Source organism: Cobetia sp. MB87 (assembly GCF_011319755.1).
GTDB lineage: Bacteria > Pseudomonadota > Gammaproteobacteria > Pseudomonadales > Halomonadaceae > Cobetia.
Genome location: NZ_VFBC01000004.1, coordinates 76,939 through 98,456, shown reverse-complemented (window position 1 = coordinate 98,456; position 21,518 = coordinate 76,939). Strand labels below are relative to the sequence as shown.

Here is a 21,518-nt window from a genome sequence, read left to right as displayed (position 1 = left end):
GTCCCTCGGCCTGCGTCCGGAGTACACGAATGACGCCAGAGCGTCGAACACTGTTCGAATAATCACTGTTCATGCGGGCGAGGTTGGTTAGACTGTCGAGACGCCAATTCCACGCTCGCACAGGACGCCCCCTGCATGCTGACACTCTACGGTGATCGCCGCTCCGGCAACTGCTACAAGGTCGAGCTGCTGCTGCACCTGCTCGAACGCCATCATCACTACATCGAGGTCGACATTCTGGCCGGCGACACCCGCACGCCGGAATTTCTGACCCGCAACGTCAATGGCAAGATTCCGCTGCTGGAGCTGCATCGCGGCGAGACGCTGTCAGAGTCGAACGCCATCCTGAATTATCTCGCCGATGGCAGCGACTACCTGCCGAGTGACCCCTTCCTGCGCGCCAAGGTGCTGCAGTGGCAGTTCTTCGAGCAGTACAGCCATGAGCCCTACATCGCCACCGCCCGCTTCATCAATCGCTACCTCGGCCTCCCCGATGAGCGCCGCGCCGAGTACGCCGCCAAGCAGGAGGGCGGCAAGCGCGCCCTGCGCGTGATGGAGCACCACCTCGCCGAGCATGACTGGCTGGTCGGGGAGCGATTCACGATCGCCGACATTTCCCTTTATGCTTATACGCATGTTGCCGATGAAGGCGGCTTCGCGCTGGATGACTATCCCGCCATTCAGGCGTGGCTGGCACGTGTCGCGGCGCAGCCTGGGCATTTCGATATCCCGAGGGACTGATAGGATATGGCATCCCCGACGACCGCCGTTTGCCAGGACACACGATGCCAACCTTGACCTATCGCCCAATGACACCGGAAGACCACCCTGCCTTCATCGCCATGATGGAGGCGACCCCGGGAGTGGTCATCCGCGATGCCGACCGCCATGCCCCTGTCGCCCGCTATCTGGCGCGCAACCCCGGCATGAGCCACCTGGCCTTTCTCGATGAACGCCTGGTCGGCTGCGCCATGGCGGGCCATGACGGCAAGCGCGGCTATCTTCAGCATGTGATGACGGCGCCGGACATGCGTGGCCAGGGCATCGCCAGCACGCTGGTCGACCGCTGTCTGGCAGCCTTGGCCAGCGAAGGCATCGACAAGGTGCATCTGGATACCCTGCACGACAACCATGACGCTCATCGCTTCTGGGAGCGCCTTGGCTGGTCCAACCGCAATGCCGAGATCGTGCGCTTCTCGCGCATTCTGGTGGACAACCCCAACGCCTGAGTCAGCCGCCTTGTGTCCCGAGGACCGCTAAGCAAGCCCGACGACTACTGAGCAAGCCCGACGACCGCTGAGCAAGGAGCTCTATCGTGCAATTTCTCGAAAATGACGACCTCGGCAAGCTGATCCTGCGCCTGATGCTGGGCCTGCTATTGCTGTTTCATGGCCTCTCGAAATTGCTTGGTGACGGCGGCACGCTGAGCTGGATCGCCGGCGAGCTCGAGAATCTGGGCATCCCGGGCGTGGTGGCCTATGGCGTCTATATCGGCGAGATCATCGCGCCCATCATGCTGGTACTCGGTGTGCACTCACGCATCGCCGGCCTGATCGTGTTCGCCAACATGTTGTTCGCCTTTGCCGTGGCGCACATGGGCCAACTGTTGAGCCTGTCGCCCTCCGGCGGCTGGGCGCTTGAACTGCAAGGCTTCTTCCTCGCCAGCGCTCTGGCCGTCGTCTTTCTCGGCAGCGGCCGCTTCGCGGTACAGGAGGACTGATGGCCGACGTCGTCACCGCCAGCACCTATTGCGAGAATGCTCCCCAGCACCCGATTCATGGCCCATATCATGACCATGAATACGGCTTTCCGGTCAGCGATGACCGAGTGCTGTTCGAACGCTTCGTGCTCGAGATCAATCAGGCCGGTCTCTCCTGGCTGACGGTGCTCAAGAAGCGCGCGGCCTTCCGTGAGGCCTTCGAGGAGTACGACATCGCGCGCATCGCCGCCTACGGGGACGAGGATCGCGCGCGCCTGCTCAGCAATGCCGGCATCATTCGCAACCGGCTCAAGATCAATGCCGTGATCCACAACGCAGGCGTGGTGATGCAGCTCAAGGATACCCACGGCAGCTTCAGCGCCTGGCTGGATGCCCATCATCCACAACCGCTGTCCGCCTGGATCAAGCTGTTCAAGAAGACCTTCCGCTTCACTGGCCCCGAGATCGTCAACGAGCTGCTGATGAGCTGCGGCTATCTGCCGGGCTGTCATCGTGATGACTGCCCGGTGCAGGCACGCGTGCTGGATGCCGGACCGCGCTGGGCCGAGCCGGGCGCCTTGGCGGCGATCCGCGCAGATGACTGACGCCTCAACCCACGACTCCCGCCCTCTTCTTCCTCACAGGTAGCCCACGCATGGACTCCCTTACCCAGATCTGTCTCGGAGCCGTCGTTGGCGGCGCCGTCATGACGCCGGCCATTCGTTGCCTGCCCAGCCCGAAACGCGGCGCGGCCATCCGCTATGCACTGCTCGGCGGTGCGGCGCTCGGCACCCTGCCCGACCTCGACGTGATGATCGACTACGGCGACGCGGTCGCCGATTACACCCATCATCGCGGCTTCAGCCATTCCCTGCCGGTGCTGGCGCTTTTGGGCATCGTGCTCGGCTGGCTGCTGGCGCGCCTGCCACGTCTGGCGAGTCTCGGCCGTGGCCGGCCGATCGTCTACTGCGTGCTGTGCCTGGTCACCCACCCGCTGCTGGACAGCTTCACCACCTACGGCACCCAGCTGCTGTGGCCGTGGCCCAGCCGCCCCATCAGTCTGGCCAGCGTCTTCATCATCGACCCGCTCTACACCCTGCCATTGCTGATCACCGGCCTGTGGGTGGCGATTCGTGGTCGCGCCGGGCACCTGTTGACCGCGGGCCTCATGCTCTCGAGCCTCTATCTGGGCTGGGGGCTGGCCGCCAAGAGCTGGGTCGAACATCGCGTGGCGCCGCTGCTGGCCAGCCAGGGCTTCGCCGACGCCCCGCGCATGGTGCAGCCGACTCCCTTCAACAGTCTGCTGTGGCGTGTCAGTGCAACCACGCCGCAGGCGGATCACGAGTGGATGGTCAGCGTGTTCGACTCCGATGCGCAGCTGGCGTCTCTCGCACGCCGTGATTTTCCGCGCCAGCCAGCGCTGGATGCCGAGGTCGCGAAGCTGGAGGACGGCCAGCGTCTGCGCTGGTTCGCGGCGCCCTATCTGCGAGCGGAACGTGAGAAGACGCCACAGGGAGAGACCTTGCTGGCCGTGACCGATACACGCCTGGGCTCGCCCGGCTATCACCCCTTCCGCTTCGCTCTGGCTCGCGAGACCTCGGACGGGGACTGGCAGGCGTTGCAGGACAGCCAGCGGCTGCCCAGCCAACGCGTCGATCGCGCCGCTCTGCTGAGCCTCTGGCAAGCCATCCATGACCCGGCATCCCGCATGCAGCCGAGCCAACGCACCGTCTCTATCACGCCCTCCAGTCCCTCGGCCGAGACAAGATAAAGCGCCGCTGATGAAGGCCCCAGATACGACAACGCCCGCCATGATAGCCATGGCGGGCGTTGTCGTATCAGTGCTGCAAAGACGATCAGCCGAGGTACTTGATCATCACCCCCGCGGCAACCGCCGAGCCGATCACGCCGGCCACGTTCGGCCCCATGGCATGCATCAGCAGGAAATTGTGCGGGTTGTACTCGAGCCCGACCTTGTTGGAGACACGCGCCGCCATCGGCACCGCCGAGACACCGGCCGACCCGATCAGCGGGTTGATGGGCGTCTTGGAGACCTTGTTCATCAACTTGGCCATCAGTACCCCGCAGGCCGTGCCGATACCAAAGGCGACCACGCCGAGGGCCAGAATGCCCAGCGTCTCCACCGCCAGGAACTTGTCGGCCTGCAGCTTGGAGCCTACCGACAGTCCCAGGAAGATGGTGGTGATGTTGATCAGCGCGTTCTGGGCGGTATCTGACAGACGCTCCACCACACCACACTCGCGCATCAGATTACCGAAGCAGAACATGCCCAGCAGCGGTGCGGCGTCCGGCAGCAGCATCGCCACCATGATCAGCAGCACCAGCGGGAACAGGATCTTCTCGGTCTTGGACACCGGCCGCAGCTGGGTCATGACCAGGCTACGTTCCTTGGCGGTGGTCAGCGCGCGCATGATCGGCGGCTGGATCATCGGCACCAGTGCCATGTAGGAGTAGGATGCCACGGCGATCGCGCCCAGCAGCTCCGGCGCCAGCAGACTGGCGACATAGATGGAGGTCGGGCCGTCCGCACCCCCGATGATGCCGATGGCCGCCGACTGTTGCAGGCTGAAGTCCATCAGGCCCATCGAGGTCAACGCCACTGCGCCCAGCAGGGTCGCGAAGATGCCGAACTGTGCCGCCGCGCCGAGGAAGAGGGTCTTGGGATTGGCCAGCAGCGGGCCGAAGTCCGTCATCGCGCCCACGCCCATGAAGATCACCAGCGGCGCGATGCCGGAAGCGATCGCCACGCTGTAGAAGCTGTAGAGCATGCCGTTGGAGAAGCCGCCATCCAGCGCCATGTTGCTGGCCTGCTGCTTGAGCGCGGCGGGAATCTCGCCATGCAGCGCCTGCTCCACCGCGTGGCGTGCCTCATCCAGCGGCAGGCTGGCGATGTTGACGTTGAGCAGATTGGCCATCGCAGCCAGCAGCTCCGGCTTGCCGAGATGGGCCGCCTGCTCGGCGGCAGATAGCGCCAGCCCCGCTTCCGGGATGTTGGCCAGAATGCCGCCGAAGCCGATCGGCACCAGCAGCAGGGGTTCGAAGTTCTTGCGGATCGCCAGATAAAGCAGGCCAAGGCCGATGACGATCATCGCCAGCTGGCCGAAGCTCATGTTGTAGAGCCCCGAGCCGTGCCAGAGGTTGAGTATCTTGTCCATGTCGTGTCGCCTTGCAGAGGAGCATCACCGACCGGCCCGCCGTGCATGACGACGGGCCGGACACACCGGCTCAGAGGGTGATCAGAACGTCGCCAACACTGACACTGTCGCCTTCCTTGACCTTCACCGCGGAGACGGTACCAGCCTGGTGGGCACGGATCTCGGTCTCCATCTTCATCGCCTCGAGGATGATGACCACATCCCCTTCGGCCACGCTGTCACCGACACTGACATTGACCTTGAAGATGTTGCCCGCCAGCGGCGCACTCACCGGCTCACCGGAGGCGGCCTGTGCGGCAGGTGCCGTCGCTGCGGCTGCCGGAGCAGGCCCCGCTGGCGCGTTGGCCTGCACCTGGGTGATGTCTCCGCCTTCGGCGACCTCGACCACATACTGCTTGCCGTTGACGTTCAGGGTGTAGGTCTGCGGACCGCTGGACGCGGCAGGAGCACTGACGGCCGGAGCACTGGAGACCGGCGCTGCGGCGGCCTTGGACGCCTTGTCATCGACAGCCTGCGGCGCGGGCTCGAAGGCATCCGGGTTGCCACGGTTGCGCAGGAACTTGAGGCCGATCTGCGGGAACAGCGCGTAGGTCAGCACGTCATCGGTCTCGCGCTCGCCGCCTTCCAGCGTGATGCCTTCTTCGCTGGCCTTGCCCTTGAGCTCCTCACGCAGACGCTCCATCTCCGGCGTCAGGTTGTCTGCCGGGCGGCAGGTGATCGGCTCGGCGCCTTCCAGCACGCGGGACTGAAGCTCACTGTCGAAGGGCGCCGGCGCCGCGCCATATTCGCCCTTGAGCAGCGCCTGCACTTCCTTGGAGATCGACTTGTAGCGCTCGCCCATCATCACGTTCATCACCGACTGGGTGCCGACGATCTGTGAGGTCGGGGTCACCAGCGGGATGTAGCCCAGGTCCTTGCGCACACGCGGAATCTCGGCGAGCACGTCATCCAGCTTGTCACCGGCGCCTTGCTCCTTGAGCTGGCCTTCCATGTTGGTGAGCATGCCACCCGGCACCTGGGCAACCAGAATACGCGAGTCGATACCGCGCAGGCTGCCTTCGAAGGCCGCGTATTTCTTGCGCACTTCGCGGAAGTAGGCCGCGATATCCTCGAGCTTCTCGAGATCGAGCCCGGTATCGCGCTCGGTGCCCGCCAGCATCGCGACCACGGATTCCGTCGGGCTATGGCCGTAGGTCATCGACATCGAGGAGATGGAGGTATCGACATTGTCGATGCCCGCCTCGATGGCCTTGAGGGCCGTGGCGGTGGAAAGCCCGGTGGTGGCGTGGCACTGCATGTGGATCGGGATCGACAGGCTCGCCTTGAGGCGCGAGACCAGTTCATAGGCGGTGTACGGCGTCAGCAGGCCCGCCATGTCCTTGATCGCCAGTGACTGGGCGCCCATGGACTCGATCTTCTGTGCCAGCTCGACCCACATCTCCAGAGTGTGTACGGGGCTCACGGTGTAGGAGATGGTGCCCTGGGCATGCTTGCCCTGATCCAGCACCGCCTTGAGCGGACGCTCGAGGTTGCGCGGGTCATTCATGGCGTCGAAGACACGGAAGACATCGACACCGCTGATCGCGGCACGCTTGACGAAGGTATCCACCACATCATCGGCGTAATGACGATAGCCGAGCAGGTTCTGGGCGCGCAGCAGCATCTGCTGCTGGGTCTTGGGCATCGCTTCCTTCAAGGCACGAATGCGCGCCCAGGGGTCTTCGCCCAGGTAGCGAATGCAGGCGTCGAAGGTCGCGCCGCCCCAGCTCTCCAGCGACCAGAAGCCGATGTCGTCCAGCTTGGCGGCGATCGGCAACATGTCATCGAGGCGCATGCGCGTGGCCAGCAGTGACTGATGCGCGTCGCGCAGTACCACATCCGTGATGCCCAGCGGTTGCTTGTCCATGAGTGATCCCTTGTTCTTTATATTGTGGATATCGAGTTCTGCGCGCGCTGCAGGCAGCCTGTTGCGTCAGCCTGAAGCACAGAATATTGCACTCGGGGGGAGGTCTACCCACCGTACTGCTCGTGATAGAATCGCCGCCTGCTATTCTTGGCAGTGGTCAGACGCTATCGGCGAAGCCGCGAAAGCGTCAGTGCCGGTGCTGGTCCTGCCGGAAGCGATGAATCGCCGCGGCCATGACGGCCGTCAGTTCGCTGTCGTCCTCTGCCGCAGGGGCCGGGGAAGCCGGCGCCCGCGCAACACCTGGCGCTGCGGGCGCTGGTGCGGGCGCGAAGCGATCCACCAGCTTGGCCATCGCCATCATGGCGACCACCAGCAGACTTAGAAACACGAACACGAACCCCATCCCGAACACCATCAGGTTCAAGCCTTCACCGAGCAGATCATTCTCTTGCATGCCAGTGTCCTCGAGTCTTTCTCGTTATCGAGCCGCACTACGGCGCAGCGCCTGCGCTGAACGCCAATGTCTTCGGTCACGCCGGACACGGCACGACGGATAGGCTCCGCCGCCGATAGCCTCTGTCGGTATGCCCATGCAGCTGCATTCAATGCTTGTTGGTCGCTCTAAAGTGCCTGATTCCACGGCAATTGCAATGACACCATCGTTGACCCCACAGGCCCTCGCGCGGGCCGGCCGCATCGGCATCGCGCCGATGGAAGGCGTGATAGATGACATCACGCGCGAATGTCTCACCGGCCTTGGCGGCTACGACTGGTGCGTGACGGAATTCGTGCGCGTGACCCACGTCAAGTTACCGCCGCGCGTCTTCAAGCGCATCTGTCCGGAGCTGCTCGACGCCTCCCCGATACAGACGGCACGAACACGACACGAGACCCCGGTCGCCCTGCAGCTGCTGGGAGCCGACCCCGAGGCACTGGGCATCAATGCCCGGGTCGCGGCGCGCCTGGGTGCCCCAAGCGTCGATATCAATTTCGGCTGCCCGGCCAAGACCGTCAACCGACATGATGGCGGCGCGGCGCTGCTGCGCTCGCCGGAACGCGTCTTCCGCGCGGTGGAGGGCGTGCGCAAGGCACTCGAGGGCACGGGCGTACCGGTCACCGCCAAGATTCGTCTCGGCTTCAATGATCGGCGCCTGGCGCTGGCCTGCGCTCAGGCGGCCGAGGCAGGCGGCGCGACTCAGCTGGTGGTGCATGGGCGCACCAAACAGGAAGGCTATCGCCCACCGGCGCACTGGGAATGGATCGGCAAGATCACCTCCGAGCTTTCCATTCCAGTGATCGCCAATGGCGATATCTGGGACATGCACTGCTACTGGCGGGCGCGCTCCCTGTCAGGTTGTCGCGATGTCATGCTGGGGCGTGCCGCCTTGGCCGACCCCTTCCTGGCAGCGCGCATCAAGCATTGGCAGGCGACCGGCGAACTGCTGCCCGAGACGGACTGGACACAGCGTGCGCAGGTGCTGCTCTCTCACGCTGAACGCTGCGCCCACCTCCCCGACAAGGTAATGGTGCCTCTGCTCAAGCAGTGGATGAACATGATGCGCCAGAGCGGCAACGCAGAAGCCGAGAACCGCTTCCAGGCCATCAAACGCCACAAGGGGCGCGCTGAGTTCTTCACCGGACTGGTGGCCGACACTGGGCTGGGATTGGCACCGAGTCTTCTCACCTCAGTGACTCGCATGCCGGAACCGGCTCAGGCATCGGAATCGTCCCAAGCATCGGAAGCGGAAGCCGTGACCACCCCGGCCTGAGCCTGAACTGGAGCCTGAACTGGAACCGAAACCTGAACATCAGCACCGGCCAACACCCGATCCGCTCGCTGTCCCGATCAGCGAACCAAAAAAAGGGCGCCCCTCGCGAAAAGGGCGCCCTGGCGATCGTCCGCCCGAAGGCGTGACATCACAGTCAAGGAAAGCGGTAGAACACTCAGCTCATCAGCAATGCGGGGATCGGGGCCGTGCAGGGGGCGATCACTCGGTGCTGACCTTGCCTCAGAGACTTGCTTCAGAGCCTTGTTTCAGAGCCTTGTTTCAGAACCTGGCCTCAAAGCCTGGCTTCTTTCATTGCCTGACTTTTCTTCAGACGAAGAAAAACCCGCTTCAGTGAAGCGGGTTTTTCAATTGGCGCGCCCTGGAGGATTCGAACCTCCGACCGCCTGATTCGTAGTCAGGTACTCTATCCAGCTGAGCTAAGGGCGCATAAACCTTGAAATCTGTGGCCTGAGCATTTCAAATGACTTCAGGACTTTATCGTACGAGTACTGCGTCTTGCCAACTTCATGTCTTGCGTTGCAGTGGCGCGCCCTGGAGGATTCGAACCTCCGACCGCCTGATTCGTAGTCAGGTACTCTATCCAGCTGAGCTAAGGGCGCATCTTACTGCATTTGTACCTAATGGCGGAGAGAGAGGGATTCGAACCCTCGATAGGGCTATAAACCCTATACTCCCTTAGCAGGGGAGCGCCTTCAGCCACTCGGCCACCTCTCCTCATCAGGTACGGCGCATATCTTACTCATTTGATTGGGCTTTGTCCAGCCCCTGTGTCGATTTTTTGGCTTCGATGCTGAACATCTCATCACCACTCGACGACAGGCTCGAGGCTGCGCGCCCCCAAGCAATCTCCCCGCATGAACCAGAACATGACGATGGCTAGCCTGTCGTCGCGTCTCGTTCGAGGGAGCGGGCATATTACCGAACCAGAATCGGCTTGTCTCCCCCTTTTTGAGAAAAAAGCCAAATTTTTCCCTTACGGAACACAGACTTGAACAAGCCACCCTCTCATCACCCCGCATGAGCCGCTGCTCATGGAAGCAAGTACGTCGTTGTTCATGGGGTAGGCGGGCTGCCCTCGCCTGCGCCAGACCCACACACGCGAACGCCAGCCATGGGGACAATGGCTGGCGTTCATCGGGTCGTGCAGGGTCGTGCGACGTGCAGGCGCAGCATGCCGTCAGGCGATGGCATCGCCGTTGTCTTCTTTCTCACGCTGGATGCGCTGATAGATCTCTTCTCGATGGACGGCAACGTCCTTGGGCGCGTTCACACCGATACGCACCTGATTACCTTTCACTCCGAGAACGGTGACAGTGATGTCGTCTCCGATCATCAGAGTTTCACCCACTCTACGGGTCAGGATGAGCATGACTTATCTCCTTGTCAGAAATTCAAAACAGCTGGGACTTCAACGGGATGTGGAGGCGGCAATCGACCGGGACAAGTCGACCACCCTGATGCATGAAGCTCGAATTATGCGCTATGCATGCTCCGACGGCCAATGCCATACCTTCATCACACCCGATAGACACGTTGAATGAAAGCGCCCGATGCACAGACTGACATTCCGAAGAATGACAGAAAATACATCGGGCGCTATCGACTTCAGGTGCCGCACGTCAGCCAGACCAATGTCCCCAGCCTGGGCACCGACGCTTCACGACTTGAGCAAGTCATTGATTGTCGGTGTCTTTACGACTTCCTTGCTGCATGCTCCGTGGTGGTACTCAGGCAGTCTCGTCACTGATCGCTTCTGCATCCAGCCCGAAAGCGGTATGCAGGGAGCGAACCGCCAGCTCCATGAATTTCTCGTCGATCAGGACGGAAATCTTGATCTCTGAAGTGGAGACCATGCGGATATTGATGCCTTCTTCCGCCAGGACGCGGAACATCTTGGAGGCGACACCGGCGTGAGAACGCATGCCGACACCGACCAGCGAGACCTTGGCGATGTTGTCATCACCGCGCATCTCACCACCACCGACGGACGGAATCACCGTCTCGGTCAGGATGCGCTGGGTCGCCTTGAAGTCGGTCTTGGCGACGGTGAAGGAGAAGTCAGTGGTATTGCCGTCCGGAGAGACGTTCTGGACGATCATGTCGATTTCGATGTTGGAATCGGCGATCGGGCCCAGAATCTTGGAAGCGACACCCGGGATATCCGGCGTGTTGAGCAGAGTCAGCTTGGCTTCGTTGACATTGAAGGCGATGCCGGAGATCAGCGGTTCTTCCATGTTGTCTTCTTCCTCAGCGACGATCAGGGTACCCGGGCCATCCTCGAAGGAAGACAGCACACGCAGGGGAACATTGTACTTGCCGGCGAATTCCACCGAACGGATCTGCAGGATCTTGGAGCCCAGGCTCGCCATTTCCAGCATTTCCTCGACGGTCACCGTTTCCAGACGACGTGCCTTGGAGCACACGCGCGGGTCAGTGGTATAGACACCATCGACATCGGTGTAGATCTGGCACTCATCCGCCTTCAGTGCGGCAGCCAGGGCGACACCGGTAGTGTCAGAGCCACCACGACCCAGCGTCGTGATGTTGCCCTCTTCATCGACACCCTGGAAGCCTGCCACCACGACCACCTTGCCATCGTCGAGGTCTTCACGCAGGTCATCGGTATCGATGTGCTGGATACGCGCCTTGGTGTGCGCGCTATCGGTGCGGATGCCCACCTGCGCCCCTGTGTAGGAGGTCGCGTCGACGCCGATCTTCTGCAGCGCCATGGCCAGCAGGGAAATGGTGACCTGCTCGCCGGTGGAGACCAGCATGTCCATCTCGCGCGGTGTCGGGTCATCATTGATCTCGCTGGCGAGACCGATCAGTCGGTTGGTCTCGCCACTCATGGCAGAGACGACCACGACAATCTGATGGCCCTCATCGCGGAATCGCTTGACCTTCTCGGCGACGGCCTTGATCCGCTCCACCGAGCCGACCGAAGTGCCTCCGAACTTCTGAACGTATAGCGCCATGTGCGTTTCCGTTATCCGTGTCCGTTTGCGTTGTCCCCACATGAAGCTCATGTGAGCCCAAAAAGAGGCCGGGTCTCCTCAAGAGGAGCCCGGCCTTCATCTTGTACTGTCAGCCCAGCTGGGCGTCTACCCATGATGGCACACCGGCCAGTGCGCCCGGAAGCGAAGCGGCGTCACTGCCACCGGCCTGGGCCATGTCAGCACGACCACCACCCTTGCCGCCGACCTGCTCAGCCACGTGGCGCACCAGATCCCCCGCCTTGACGCGCGAGGTCAGGTCGTCGGTGACACCGGCGATCAGGCTGACCTTGTCACCGTCCGCGACGCCGAGCACCAGAATGCCGGAGCCGAGTTTGGACTTGAGGTCATCCATCAGGCCGCGCAGCTCCTTGCCGGAGACGCCTTCGACCTGCTTGGCCAGCACCTTGATGCCCTGGACATTCGCGATGTCACTGAGCATGTCGCTGGCCGAAGCGGACGCCAGCTTGGCCTTGAGGCGCTCAAGCTCCTTCTCGAGGCCGCGATTGCGCTCCAGCAGGCTGCTGACGCGCTCCTCGACCTGCTCCGGCTTGGCCTTGAGGCGCTCACCGAGGCGAGCAAGAGTCGCTTCCTGCGCGAGCAGGAAGTCACGCGCGGCGCGACCGGTGATGGCCTCGATACGACGCACGCCGGACGCGATGCCTGTCTCGGCGAGAATATGCATCTGGCCGATGTCGCCGCTGCGCTTGACGTGAGTCCCGCCGCACAGCTCGATGGAGAAGGCATCCTGACCGATGGTCAGCACGCGAACTTCCTCACCATACTTGGCATCGAAGAGGGCCGCTGCGCCGCGCGCCTTGGCCTCATCGAGACTCATGAACTCGATGGTGGTCTCGGCGTTGGCCAGGATCTGCGCGTTGACGATGCGCTCGACTTCGGACAGCTGCTCGGCCGTCATCGCCTCAAAGTGGCTGAAGTCGAAGCGCAGACGCTCGGCCGTGACCAGCGAGCCCTTCTGCTGAACGTGCTCGCCCAGCACCAGTCGCAGCGCTTCGTGCAGCAGGTGCGTGGCTGAGTGGTTGCGCACGGAAGCCGCACGCAGCTCGGCATCGACCTGCGGACGCACCTTGTCACCGACCTTGAGAGCGCCCTCGATCAGCACACCGTGGTGCAGATGATGGCCGGTCTGCTTCTGGGTATCGCTGACCTGGAAGCGGCCGCCATCCAGATGCAGATAACCGGTGTCGCCGGCCTGACCGCCTGACTCGCCGTAGAACGGGGTGGTATCAAGCACCACGATGCCCTTGGTGTCTACCTCGAGCTGCTCGACGGCATTGCCTTCGGCGTCGAACAGCGAGGTGACGGTGGCTTCCCCTTCCAGCTGGTCGTAACCGGTGAAGACGGTCTCGCCCTCCAGCACCAGATTGGCGGAGTAGTCGCCGCCGAAGTTGCTGGCGGCACGGGCGCGATCACGCTGTGCTTCCAGGGCCGCCTGGAAGCCTGCCTCATCGAGGATCAGCTCGCGCTCACGGCAGATGTCAGCGGTCAGGTCATACGGGAAGCCGTAGGTGTCGTAGAGCTTGAAGATGGTCTCGCCGTCGAGGGTATTGCCCTCGAGACCAGCGATGGCTTCTTCCAGAAGCTTCATGCCATGTTCCAGCGTACGCGCGAACTGCTCTTCTTCCTTGAGCAGCACACGCTCGATCTGCTCGCGGGCAGCGCGCAGTTCCGGATAGGCATCGCCCATCTCGCTGTCGAGAGCCGCGACCAGCTTGTAGAAGAAGCTGCCACGCGCGCCCAGCTTGTGACCATGACGCACGGCGCGACGGATGATGCGACGCAGCACGTAGCCACGGCCTTCGTTGGACGGCAGCACGCCATCGGCGATCAGGAAGGCGCACGAGCGGATGTGGTCAGCCACTACACGCAGTGACGGCGTGGCGATGTTGTCGTGACCGATGATCTCGGCCGCGGCGGCCAACAGATTCTGGAACAGGTCGATCTCGTAGTTGGAGTGCACGCCCTGCATCACGGCCGCGACACGCTCCAGACCCATGCCGGTATCGATGGACGGCTTGGGCAGCGGGTGCAGCGTGCCCTCGGCGTCACGGTCGAACTGCATGAAGACCAGGTTCCAGATCTCGATGTAGCGATCGCCATCTTCGTCCGGGCTGCCCGGCGGGCCACCGGCGACATCTTCGCCGTGGTCATAGAAGATCTCGGAGGACGGACCACACGGACCGGTGTCGCCCATCTGCCAGAAGTTGTCCTCGTCGAGACGCGAGAAGCGGTTCTGATCGATGCCGACCTCGTTGAACCAGATGTCACGGGCTTCGTCATCGCTGACGTGCACGGTGACCCACAGCTTCTCCTTCGGCAGGCCGAGTTCTTCGGTCAGAAACTTCCAGGCGAACTGGATGGCTTCGCGCTTGAAGTAGTCGCCGAAGCTGAAGTTGCCCAGCATCTCGAAGAAGGTGTGGTGGCGGGCGGTATAGCCGACGTTGTCCAGGTCATTGTGCTTGCCACCGGCGCGCACGCAGCGCTGCGCGGAGGTCGCACGGCTGTAGCCACGCGGATCACGGCCCAGGAAGACATCCTTGAAGGGCACCATGCCGGCGTTGGTGAACAGCAGGGTCGGGTCGTTGTTCGGCACCAGGGAGCTGGTGGGAACGATGGTATGGCCCTGCTTCTCGAAATAGGTCAGGAAGGCGTTTCTGATTTCTGCGCTTTTCATAGAGGTTCCGTAGCGATGTGCGTAAAGACGCTCCGGGGGTCTTCTGCATGACTTCCGCATGGTTTCTGCATGTTCATCCATGTGGGTATGCATGGAGGTGCAATGAAAAGCATGAAAGAAGGCGCCTGCCCCGTGCCGTCGCAAGACGACCTAGTATAACGCCTGTTCGCGCAAGCTAAAGGGGGGGAAATGTCTTGAAGCGCCGGTTTGCGCGTCATGAGAGCCAAACAGCCACCCGCTAGCCTTATTCCCCCTCATCACTCCAGGCGGACTCCATGGCATAGCGCAGCTGCTCATAGTCGAAGCCGCGCTGGAGCAGAAAGCGTTCGCGCCGTGCGCGCTCCTTGTGCCCCTCGCCGGGGCCGGAGAAGCGCCTGGCCAGCGTCTCGCGCGCCAGTTCGAAGAAATCCACCGCATCGACATGACCGAAGGCATCCGGCGTCGGGTCACTGGCGGCACGCATCACGGCATTGAGCGTCTCGCTATCGATACCACGCTGGCGCAGCTCCTGCTGGATACGCCTCGGTCCCTGTCCGCGCAGGACGCGCGTCCGCAGGAAGCTGGCGGCAAAGCGCTCATCGGATTGCAGGCCCTCCTCGACCATGCGCTCCAGCACCTCCTCGATCAGCAGCTCGACCTCATCGCGACTCAAGGCCGCCTGTGCACCCTCCTCGCCCGCGGCTTGCCGCTCTGCTAACTCGTCATCGCTGACCGCCCGCAGGTAGTCGCGCTCCTTGAGATAGTCGTGCAGCTCGCGGCGACTATGTTCGCGGCGTGCCAGACGCGCGATGGCATCATTGCGTGCACGCCGTTTCGGCGTCATCGCGCCTGAGTCGAGCGGTTGATACTCAGGCCCACTCATTTCAGCGCTGTCATCGTGCATGGTCATGCTCCCGGAGTTGAGCAGAAGGACATCGATGGACGTGAACGCAAGGCGCCCGCCTCCGAGTCATCGGGGCGGGCGCCTTGGGGTCATCTCACCGAGCCGGAAACGATACGGTGCGATGACGCCAGCCTGGCGGCTGGCGCTCTTGCTCTTTCTTCGGGACGAGCCTCAATCGAGATCGATATCCAGGTCGTCTTCACTCTCGGCGGCCGCGGTCTCTTTCGGCTCTTCCTTGGCTTCCGGTGCTGCCAGCAACTGGGCACGGATCTGGGCTTCAATCTCCTCCATGATGGCGGGATTGTCTTCCAGGTACTGGGCGGAGTTGGCCTTGCCCTGACCGATCTTGCTGCCCTGATAGCTGTACCAGGCGCCTGACTTGCCGACCAGTCCACACTGCACGCCCAGGTCGATCACCTCACCGGCGTGATAGATGCCCTTGCCGTAGAGAATCTGGAACTCGGCCTGACGGAACGGCGGCGCGACCTTGTTCTTGACGACCTTGACGCGGGTCTCGTTACCGGTGACTTCATCACCGGACTTCACGGAACCGGTACGACGGATATCCAGACGTACACTGGAGTAGAACTTCAGTGCGTTACCGCCAGTCGTGGTTTCGGGGCTGCCGAACATCACGCCGATCTTCATGCGGATCTGGTTGATGAACACCACCATGCAGTTGGCGTTCTTGATGTGACCGGTCACCTTGCGCAGTGCCTGGGACATCAGACGCGCCTGCAGGCCGACGTGTGAGTCGCCCATCTCGCCTTCGATCTCGGCACGCGGCGTCAGTGCTGCCACGGAGTCGACGATGATGACGTCAACGCCGCCGGAGCGTACCAGCATGTCGACGATCTCGAGCGCCTGCTCACCGGTGTCCGGCTGGGAGACCAGCATCTCGTCCAGATTGACGCCCAGCTTCTCGGCGTAGGACGGATCCAGCGCGTGCTCGGCATCGATGAAGGCACAGACCTTGCCCTGCTTCTGCGCCTGGGCGATGACCGAGAGGGTCAGTGTCGTCTTGCCCGAGGATTCCGGACCGTAGATCTCGACCACGCGTCCGAAGGGCAGGCCGCCGATGCCGAGTGCGATATCCAGCCCCAGAGAACCGGTGGAAACCGACGGGATGGCCACACGCGGGGCATCGCCCATGCGCATGACGGCGCCCTTGCCGAACTGGCGCTCGATCTGGGACAGCGCCGCGTTCAGCGCCTTGGTACGATTGTCGTCCTTTGCCATGTGGCCTCCTGTCGAACGGCGGAGCCACACGGGCTGCCACCTGGAATAGAGAATTCTGTCACTGAGAGCTGAGCAGACACCGTCAGACTAGCGGCTGAGGTGTCGTGGCAAAACCCTGTATACATGGACAGTATAATGCCGCAAGTTGCGTCACTCTGCCAGTCCGGTGATGCGCTTTTTCAGGCAGCACCCTCAACGCGGGGCTTGCATCGGGCTCACGAGTCTTCGGTACCGATCTGCAAGGCCTCCACGCGCTCGATCAAGCCCTGCAGCGCCTCCCGCACGGCGGCGTCGCGCACGGCCTGCCGGTCGCCGGAAAAGTGACAGCAGCGTGCCTGCTGGCGCGCCTCGCTCCCCCACGCCAGCCACACGGTGCCGACGGGCTTCTCGTCACTTCCCCCGCCGGGGCCGGCCACACCGCTGATCGCCACCCCCAGCTCAGCGCCACTTTCGCGACAGGCACCGCGCACCATCTCGCAGACGACCGCCTCGGAGACGGCACCGAAGGTTTCAAGCGATGCCTCACTGACTCCCAGCAGGCGCTGCTTGGTGGCATTGGAATAGGTCACGTAGCCCGCATCGAAATAGCGGGAGCTGCCGGCAATCGCCGTGATCGCGGCACTCACCCCGCCTCCGGTGCACGACTCGGCGGTGGTGACGCGCACGCCGCGCGCGACCGCCAATGCCTGCAACTGCTCAGCCAGGGTATTCGCGCACGCAGCCTCAGGGGCCGTACCGGTCAATTGACTCACGAACTTTCTCCTTGTGGAGGTCATCGGGTGAAAAGGGCAGCGAGCATGAGACATCACAGGCATTGGAGCCGGCCGCGCCAGTCCGTAGAATATCGCGCATCCCGCATGCCGTGCTCTCGCATGTGTGCTTTTTCCCATTGCAGTGCAGTCAAGGAAGTCCATGGCCATGGCCAAGAACAGCGCGCCCCAGATGACGCCGATGATGACGCAGTACATGAAGATCAAACGCGAGCACCCCGGCGTGCTGCTGTTCTATCGCATGGGCGACTTCTATGAACTGTTTCATGAGGACGCCAAGCGCGCAGCACAACTGCTCGATATCACCTTGACGGCGCGCGGCAGCTCCGGTGGCTCACCGATCCCCATGGCAGGGGTGCCCTACCACAGCGCCGAAGGCTATCTGGCACGCCTGGTCAAGATGGGCGAATCGGTGGCCATCTGCGAGCAGATCGGTGACCCGGCGACCAGCAAGGGGCCCGTCGAGCGCAAGGTCGTGCGTATCGTCACCCCGGGAACGCTGCATGATGAGGCGCTGCTGGATGCCAGCCGCGACAACCTGCTGGTGGCGCTGCACCGTGACGGCGAGACCTGGGGCCTGGCCGCTCTCGAACTCTCCTCCGGTCGCTTCAGCGTGCTCGAGGTCAATGGTGATGATGAGCTGCTGGCCGAGATCCAGCGCCTTTCGCCTGCAGAGGTCATGGTCGGTGAAAGCCGTACTCTCCCCGCCAGCCTGTCCTCGCGCCCGGGCCTGACCCGCCAGAGCGATTGGCACTTCGATCACGAAACTGCCTTGCGTCTGCTGTGCGATCAATTCGGCGTCCAGGACCTCAACGGCTTCGGTTGCAGCCACCTGACGCGCGCCGTCACGGCAGCCGGTGCTCTGCTCGACTATGCTCGCGACACCCAGCGCACCGGCCTGCCCCACGTGACCGCGCTGGCCGTCGAGAGCCGCGATGACTCGGTGGTGATCGATGCCGCCAGCCGTCGCAACCTCGAGATCGATACCAACCTGGGCGGCACCAGCGACAACACGCTGGCCAGCGTGCTGGACGTCACCGCGACCGCGATGGGCTCGCGCCTGCTCAAGCGCTGGCTCAACCGCCCGCTGCGCGATCAACTCCAGATCGGCCAGCGCCAGGCGGCGGTGCAACGTCTGCTGGATGGCGACTATCCCTTCGAGCTGCAAGGCCTGCTCAAGCGCATCGGCGATGTGGAACGCATACTCGCCCGTGTCGCACTGCGCAGCGCACGCCCTCGTGACATGGCACGCCTGCGCGATGGCCTCAACACCCTGCCCGAGCTGCGCGCCGTACTCGCCAGCGTCGAGAAAGGCAGCGCCATCGATGACCTGCGCGATGCCATCCGCCTGTTCCCGGCACTTTCCGCGATGCTCAGCGAGGCGCTGGTCGAGAATCCGCCGGTAGTGCTGCGCGATGGTGGTGTGATCGCCGATGGCTACGACGATGAGCTGGACGAGTATCGCGGCCTGTCCGAGAACGCCGGCCAGTACCTGGTCGCACTCGAGACCCGCGAGCGCGAGCGCACCGGCCTGAGCAACCTCAAGGTCGGCTACAACCGCGTGCATGGCTACTTCATCGAGCTGCCGCGCTCGCAATCGGCCGAGGCCCCGCCGGAATACATCCGTCGCCAGACACTCAAGAATGCCGAGCGCTTCATCATCCCCGAGCTCAAGGAATTCGAGGACAAGGCGCTGTCCGCCAAGTCCAAGTCACTGGCGCGCGAGAAGCTGCTGTATGAGCACCTGCTGGATGACCTGAATACCGAACTGGATGGCCTGCAGCAGACGGCCCGTGCGCTGGCGTCACTGGATGTGCTGACCGCCTTCGCCGATCGCGCCGCTGCTCTTGATTTCGTGCGCCCAGAACTCAGCGAGACCCCGGGCATCGATATCGAAGGCGGACGCCACCCGGTGGTCGAACATGTCAGCGATCATCCCTTCGTGCCCAACGATGTGCGCTTCGATGATACGCGGCGCATGCTGGTGATCACCGGCCCCAACATGGGCGGTAAGTCCACCTACATGCGCCAGACGGCACTGATTGCCCTGCTCGCGCATACTGGCAGCTTCGTGCCGGCGTCCCGCGCATCCATCGGCCCGCTGGATCGCATCTTCACGCGCATCGGCTCCTCGGATGACCTGGCCGGCGGCCGCTCGACCTTCATGGTCGAGATGACCGAGACCGCCAGCATCCTGCACAACGCCACTGACGAGAGCCTGGTGTTGATGGATGAGATCGGCCGTGGCACCTCGACCTTCGATGGTCTGTCACTGGCATGGGCCAGCGCCGAGCATCTGGCGCGCACGCGTGCCTTCACCCTGTTCGCGACCCATTACTTCGAGATGACGGCGCTGCCCGAGCATGCCGATGCCGTCGCCAACGTGCACCTGACGGCCGCAGAACATGGCGATGGCATCGTCTTCATGCACCGCGTCGAGGAAGGCCCTGCCAGCCAGAGCTATGGCCTGCAGGTGGCCCAGCTGGCCGGTGTCCCGCAGAGCGTCATCCTGCGGGCACGCGAGAAGCTGACCAGTCTGGAGCAGCAGGAAGTCGATCGTCCGCAGGTGGCGCGCGAGGATGCGCTGGGGCAGCCGGTACCGCAACAGAATGACCTGTTCGCGGCACCGCCGCATCCGGTCGTCGAAGCCCTCAATGGCCTGGACCCGGATGATCTGAGCCCCAAGCGAGCGCTGGAGCTGATCTACGAATGGCACCGTCAGCGCTGAGCGCCGTCACACCGAGCCAGCGTTGACGCGCCTGGCTCGAGAATGAGTGGCAAGGCCCGAGAATGAGCGGCAAGACTCGACAGCAACCTTCGGGCATAGCACCATTCCAAAACGATCCGCCCCTGCTGATTGCGGGGGCGGCAGAGCGCCACTAGAATAACGCCTTATAACATCTGCGCCGCTTATAACCTGAAGACCATGATGTCGCCGAGACGACACATGGTGGGCGCCTGGACCACGACCTACGAGAGAGACGCCAATCCGCGTCAGGAGACCTGCATGGCATTCATCGTCACCGAGAACTGCATTCGCTGCAAATACACCGACTGCGTGGAAGTCTGCCCGGTGGATTGCTTCTACGAAGGCCCGAACTTCCTGGTGATCAACCCGGATGAGTGCATTGACTGCGCGCTGTGTGAGCCTGAATGCCCCGCCGAAGCCATCTTCTCCGAAGATGAAGTGCCGGAGAACCAGAAGGAATTCATCGAGCTGAATGCCGACCTGGCCGAAGTCTGGCCGAACATCAGCGAGAAGAAGGACGCCATGGAAGACGCCGAGAAGTGGGATGGTGTCGATGGCAAGCTTGAGTATCTGGAGCAGTAAGCCCCTCAAGTCACCCGCATCTCGCGCGGCAAGCGGCTTGCCCGCCCTGACCGGGCAAGCTCGGCTCTCATGACAGAAACGGTAGCGATTCCCCCCGGGAGCCGCTGCCGTTTCTGTATCTGATGCCTGAAGTCGGTGCCCCAAGCTCGTGCCAGGAGCTCGTACCAAGGGCTCGTACCAGGAGCTCAGTCCCTGGCATACGGGCATAAAAAAGGGCGACCCCGTAAGGTCGCCCGCTCCAAGCGTGTTCCTGTCGATCCATCCTGGATCGCACTCCTGAGTGCTGTCCCTGCCCTTCACGACATCCTGTCATTCGGGGCGCACCGTCACGCGTGGCGGGCATTGCAGCACTGCTTGCGCAGCTGTCCCACCGCAATGCCCGTTAGTGCAGATATTTGCCTGTCCTGCTGTCCTGCCCATGCATTGCCCGGCGTCCTGCCTGTACCGCTCCCTACCTATGCAGCTGACAGCCTCACGACATTCCTTGTCCGACCATCCTTGTCGTGGCTTCCAGCCACTTGATGCTGCCGCTGTCTGCCCCATCATTCCTGACGCGGATGATGTCCCGTCATCCGTCACTTCCTGTGAAGGGCAAGCTTCCTGACTGCATATCAGAGCCTGGAGCTCTCCGACACTCCGTGTCGTTATCGTGCTTCCTGCCTGTGTGGCGCTTCCCATCGCCGACGGATCATCCTGATCCTGACACACTCCGGTGTCATGCCCGCTATCCTTGCTTCCCTGGCATCTCTCGCCTGACTCCTTCAAGCGAGGATATGCAGCTCACTGCTACCGACGTCCATGTCAGGTCCTTTTTTCGCCGAGCGTCCTGCTCAGCGAGGCGAAACATCCTGTCTCGCCATCAAGTCTTTCCTGATCATCCCGTTGGCATCCTGCCGAGACTGCGGTGTCCCGCCGCACCCTCACGTCCATGCAGCCATTCTGGGCAGCATTCGCTGGCGAGGCAACTAGCCAAACCTCTTAACCCGCTATACCTGAACGGGCCGTCAAGTAAAATATAATCAATAAAATCAACTAC

The 21,518-nt window shown here is 62.7% G+C and carries 17 protein-coding genes and 3 tRNA genes; 8 read left to right on the top strand and 12 right to left on the bottom strand.

Annotated elements, in window-relative coordinates:
• The first annotated feature begins 135 nt into the window (after positions 1-135).
• From CDPAHKCJ_RS03040 to CDPAHKCJ_RS03020, 5 genes are all read left to right on the top strand, one after another.
• Complete coding sequence (locus CDPAHKCJ_RS03040; protein ID WP_166018654.1) at positions 136-741, top strand: glutathione S-transferase family protein; 606 nt, start codon at positions 136-138, stop codon at positions 739-741.
• Between the two features lie 44 nt (positions 742-785).
• On the top strand, positions 786-1,229 hold the full coding sequence (locus tag CDPAHKCJ_RS03035; protein ID WP_107335943.1) for a GNAT family N-acetyltransferase: 444 nt from the start codon (positions 786-788) through the stop codon (positions 1,227-1,229).
• A gap of 86 nt (positions 1,230-1,315) precedes the next feature.
• Positions 1,316-1,720 (top strand): DoxX family protein, encoded by a 405-nt coding sequence (locus tag CDPAHKCJ_RS03030; protein ID WP_346773889.1) that lies wholly within the window; start codon positions 1,316-1,318, stop codon positions 1,718-1,720.
• Positions 1,720-2,304, top strand: a complete 585-nt coding sequence (locus CDPAHKCJ_RS03025; RefSeq protein WP_166018653.1) for a DNA-3-methyladenine glycosylase I — start codon at positions 1,720-1,722, stop codon at positions 2,302-2,304. The genes CDPAHKCJ_RS03030 and CDPAHKCJ_RS03025 overlap by 1 nt, the downstream gene beginning before the upstream one ends.
• Positions 2,305-2,354: 50 nt before the next feature.
• On the top strand, positions 2,355-3,470 hold the full coding sequence (locus CDPAHKCJ_RS03020) for a metal-dependent hydrolase (protein WP_166018652.1): 1,116 nt from the start codon (positions 2,355-2,357) through the stop codon (positions 3,468-3,470).
• Between the two features lie 85 nt (positions 3,471-3,555).
• On the opposite strand, the gene CDPAHKCJ_RS03015 is transcribed toward CDPAHKCJ_RS03020, so the two are convergent.
• The 3 genes from CDPAHKCJ_RS03015 to CDPAHKCJ_RS03005 all read right to left on the bottom strand — a co-directional run bounded on the left by CDPAHKCJ_RS03015 (position 3,556) and on the right by CDPAHKCJ_RS03005 (position 7,235).
• Complete coding sequence (locus CDPAHKCJ_RS03015; protein WP_166018651.1) at positions 3,556-4,875, bottom strand: sodium ion-translocating decarboxylase subunit beta; 1,320 nt, start codon at positions 4,873-4,875, stop codon at positions 3,556-3,558.
• Positions 4,876-4,945: 70 nt separating this feature from the next.
• Positions 4,946-6,781 (bottom strand): sodium-extruding oxaloacetate decarboxylase subunit alpha, encoded by a 1,836-nt coding sequence (oadA, locus tag CDPAHKCJ_RS03010; protein WP_166018650.1) that lies wholly within the window; start codon positions 6,779-6,781, stop codon positions 4,946-4,948.
• Between the two features lie 187 nt (positions 6,782-6,968).
• The gene (locus CDPAHKCJ_RS03005; protein ID WP_166018649.1) at positions 6,969-7,235 is read right to left on the bottom strand and encodes an OadG family protein; all 267 of its coding nucleotides are present in this window, start codon (positions 7,233-7,235) and stop codon (positions 6,969-6,971) included.
• A 196-nt stretch (positions 7,236-7,431) separates the two neighbouring features.
• On the opposite strand from CDPAHKCJ_RS03005, the gene CDPAHKCJ_RS03000 reads away from it, so the two are divergent.
• The gene (locus CDPAHKCJ_RS03000; RefSeq protein ID WP_240916635.1) at positions 7,432-8,550 is read left to right on the top strand and encodes a tRNA-dihydrouridine synthase family protein; all 1,119 of its coding nucleotides are present in this window, start codon (positions 7,432-7,434) and stop codon (positions 8,548-8,550) included.
• Between the two features lie 370 nt (positions 8,551-8,920).
• Here the strand turns inward: CDPAHKCJ_RS03000 and CDPAHKCJ_RS02995 are convergent.
• From CDPAHKCJ_RS02995 to CDPAHKCJ_RS02955, 9 genes are all read right to left on the bottom strand, one after another.
• Positions 8,921-8,997, bottom strand: a tRNA-Arg gene (locus CDPAHKCJ_RS02995).
• A 96-nt stretch (positions 8,998-9,093) separates the two neighbouring features.
• Positions 9,094-9,170, bottom strand: a tRNA-Arg gene (locus CDPAHKCJ_RS02990).
• 22 nt (positions 9,171-9,192) lie between these two features.
• Positions 9,193-9,285 (bottom strand) — tRNA-Ser (locus tag CDPAHKCJ_RS02985).
• Between the two features lie 463 nt (positions 9,286-9,748).
• Entirely contained in the window at positions 9,749-9,940 is a 192-nt protein-coding gene (gene csrA, locus CDPAHKCJ_RS02980; protein ID WP_043332937.1) for a carbon storage regulator CsrA, read from the bottom strand.
• Between the two features lie 358 nt (positions 9,941-10,298).
• On the bottom strand, positions 10,299-11,546 hold the full coding sequence (locus CDPAHKCJ_RS02975) for an aspartate kinase (RefSeq protein ID WP_043332939.1): 1,248 nt from the start codon (positions 11,544-11,546) through the stop codon (positions 10,299-10,301).
• 109 nt (positions 11,547-11,655) lie between these two features.
• A complete protein-coding gene (alaS, locus tag CDPAHKCJ_RS02970) occupies positions 11,656-14,259 on the bottom strand; it encodes an alanine--tRNA ligase (RefSeq protein ID WP_166018648.1) in 2,604 nt (867 codons plus the stop codon).
• 244 nt (positions 14,260-14,503) lie between these two features.
• Positions 14,504-15,142 carry a regulatory protein RecX gene (locus tag CDPAHKCJ_RS02965; protein ID WP_346773888.1) on the bottom strand — a complete coding sequence of 213 codons (639 nt, stop codon included), beginning with the start codon at positions 15,140-15,142 and terminating at the stop codon, positions 14,504-14,506.
• 171 nt (positions 15,143-15,313) lie between these two features.
• Complete coding sequence (gene recA, locus CDPAHKCJ_RS02960; protein WP_166018647.1) at positions 15,314-16,381, bottom strand: recombinase RecA; 1,068 nt, start codon at positions 16,379-16,381, stop codon at positions 15,314-15,316.
• A 215-nt stretch (positions 16,382-16,596) separates the two neighbouring features.
• Entirely contained in the window at positions 16,597-17,085 is a 489-nt protein-coding gene (locus CDPAHKCJ_RS02955; protein WP_240916640.1) for a CinA family protein, read from the bottom strand.
• Positions 17,086-17,299: 214 nt separating this feature from the next.
• Here CDPAHKCJ_RS02955 and mutS point away from each other — a divergent pair, with 214 nt between their 5' ends.
• Positions 17,300-19,879, top strand: a complete 2,580-nt coding sequence (mutS, locus tag CDPAHKCJ_RS02950) for a DNA mismatch repair protein MutS (protein WP_166018645.1) — start codon at positions 17,300-17,302, stop codon at positions 19,877-19,879.
• Positions 19,880-20,158: 279 nt separating this feature from the next.
• Positions 20,159-20,482 carry a ferredoxin FdxA gene (gene fdxA, locus CDPAHKCJ_RS02945; protein ID WP_043333067.1) on the top strand — a complete coding sequence of 108 codons (324 nt, stop codon included), beginning with the start codon at positions 20,159-20,161 and terminating at the stop codon, positions 20,480-20,482.
• Positions 20,483-21,518 lie beyond the last annotated feature (1,036 nt).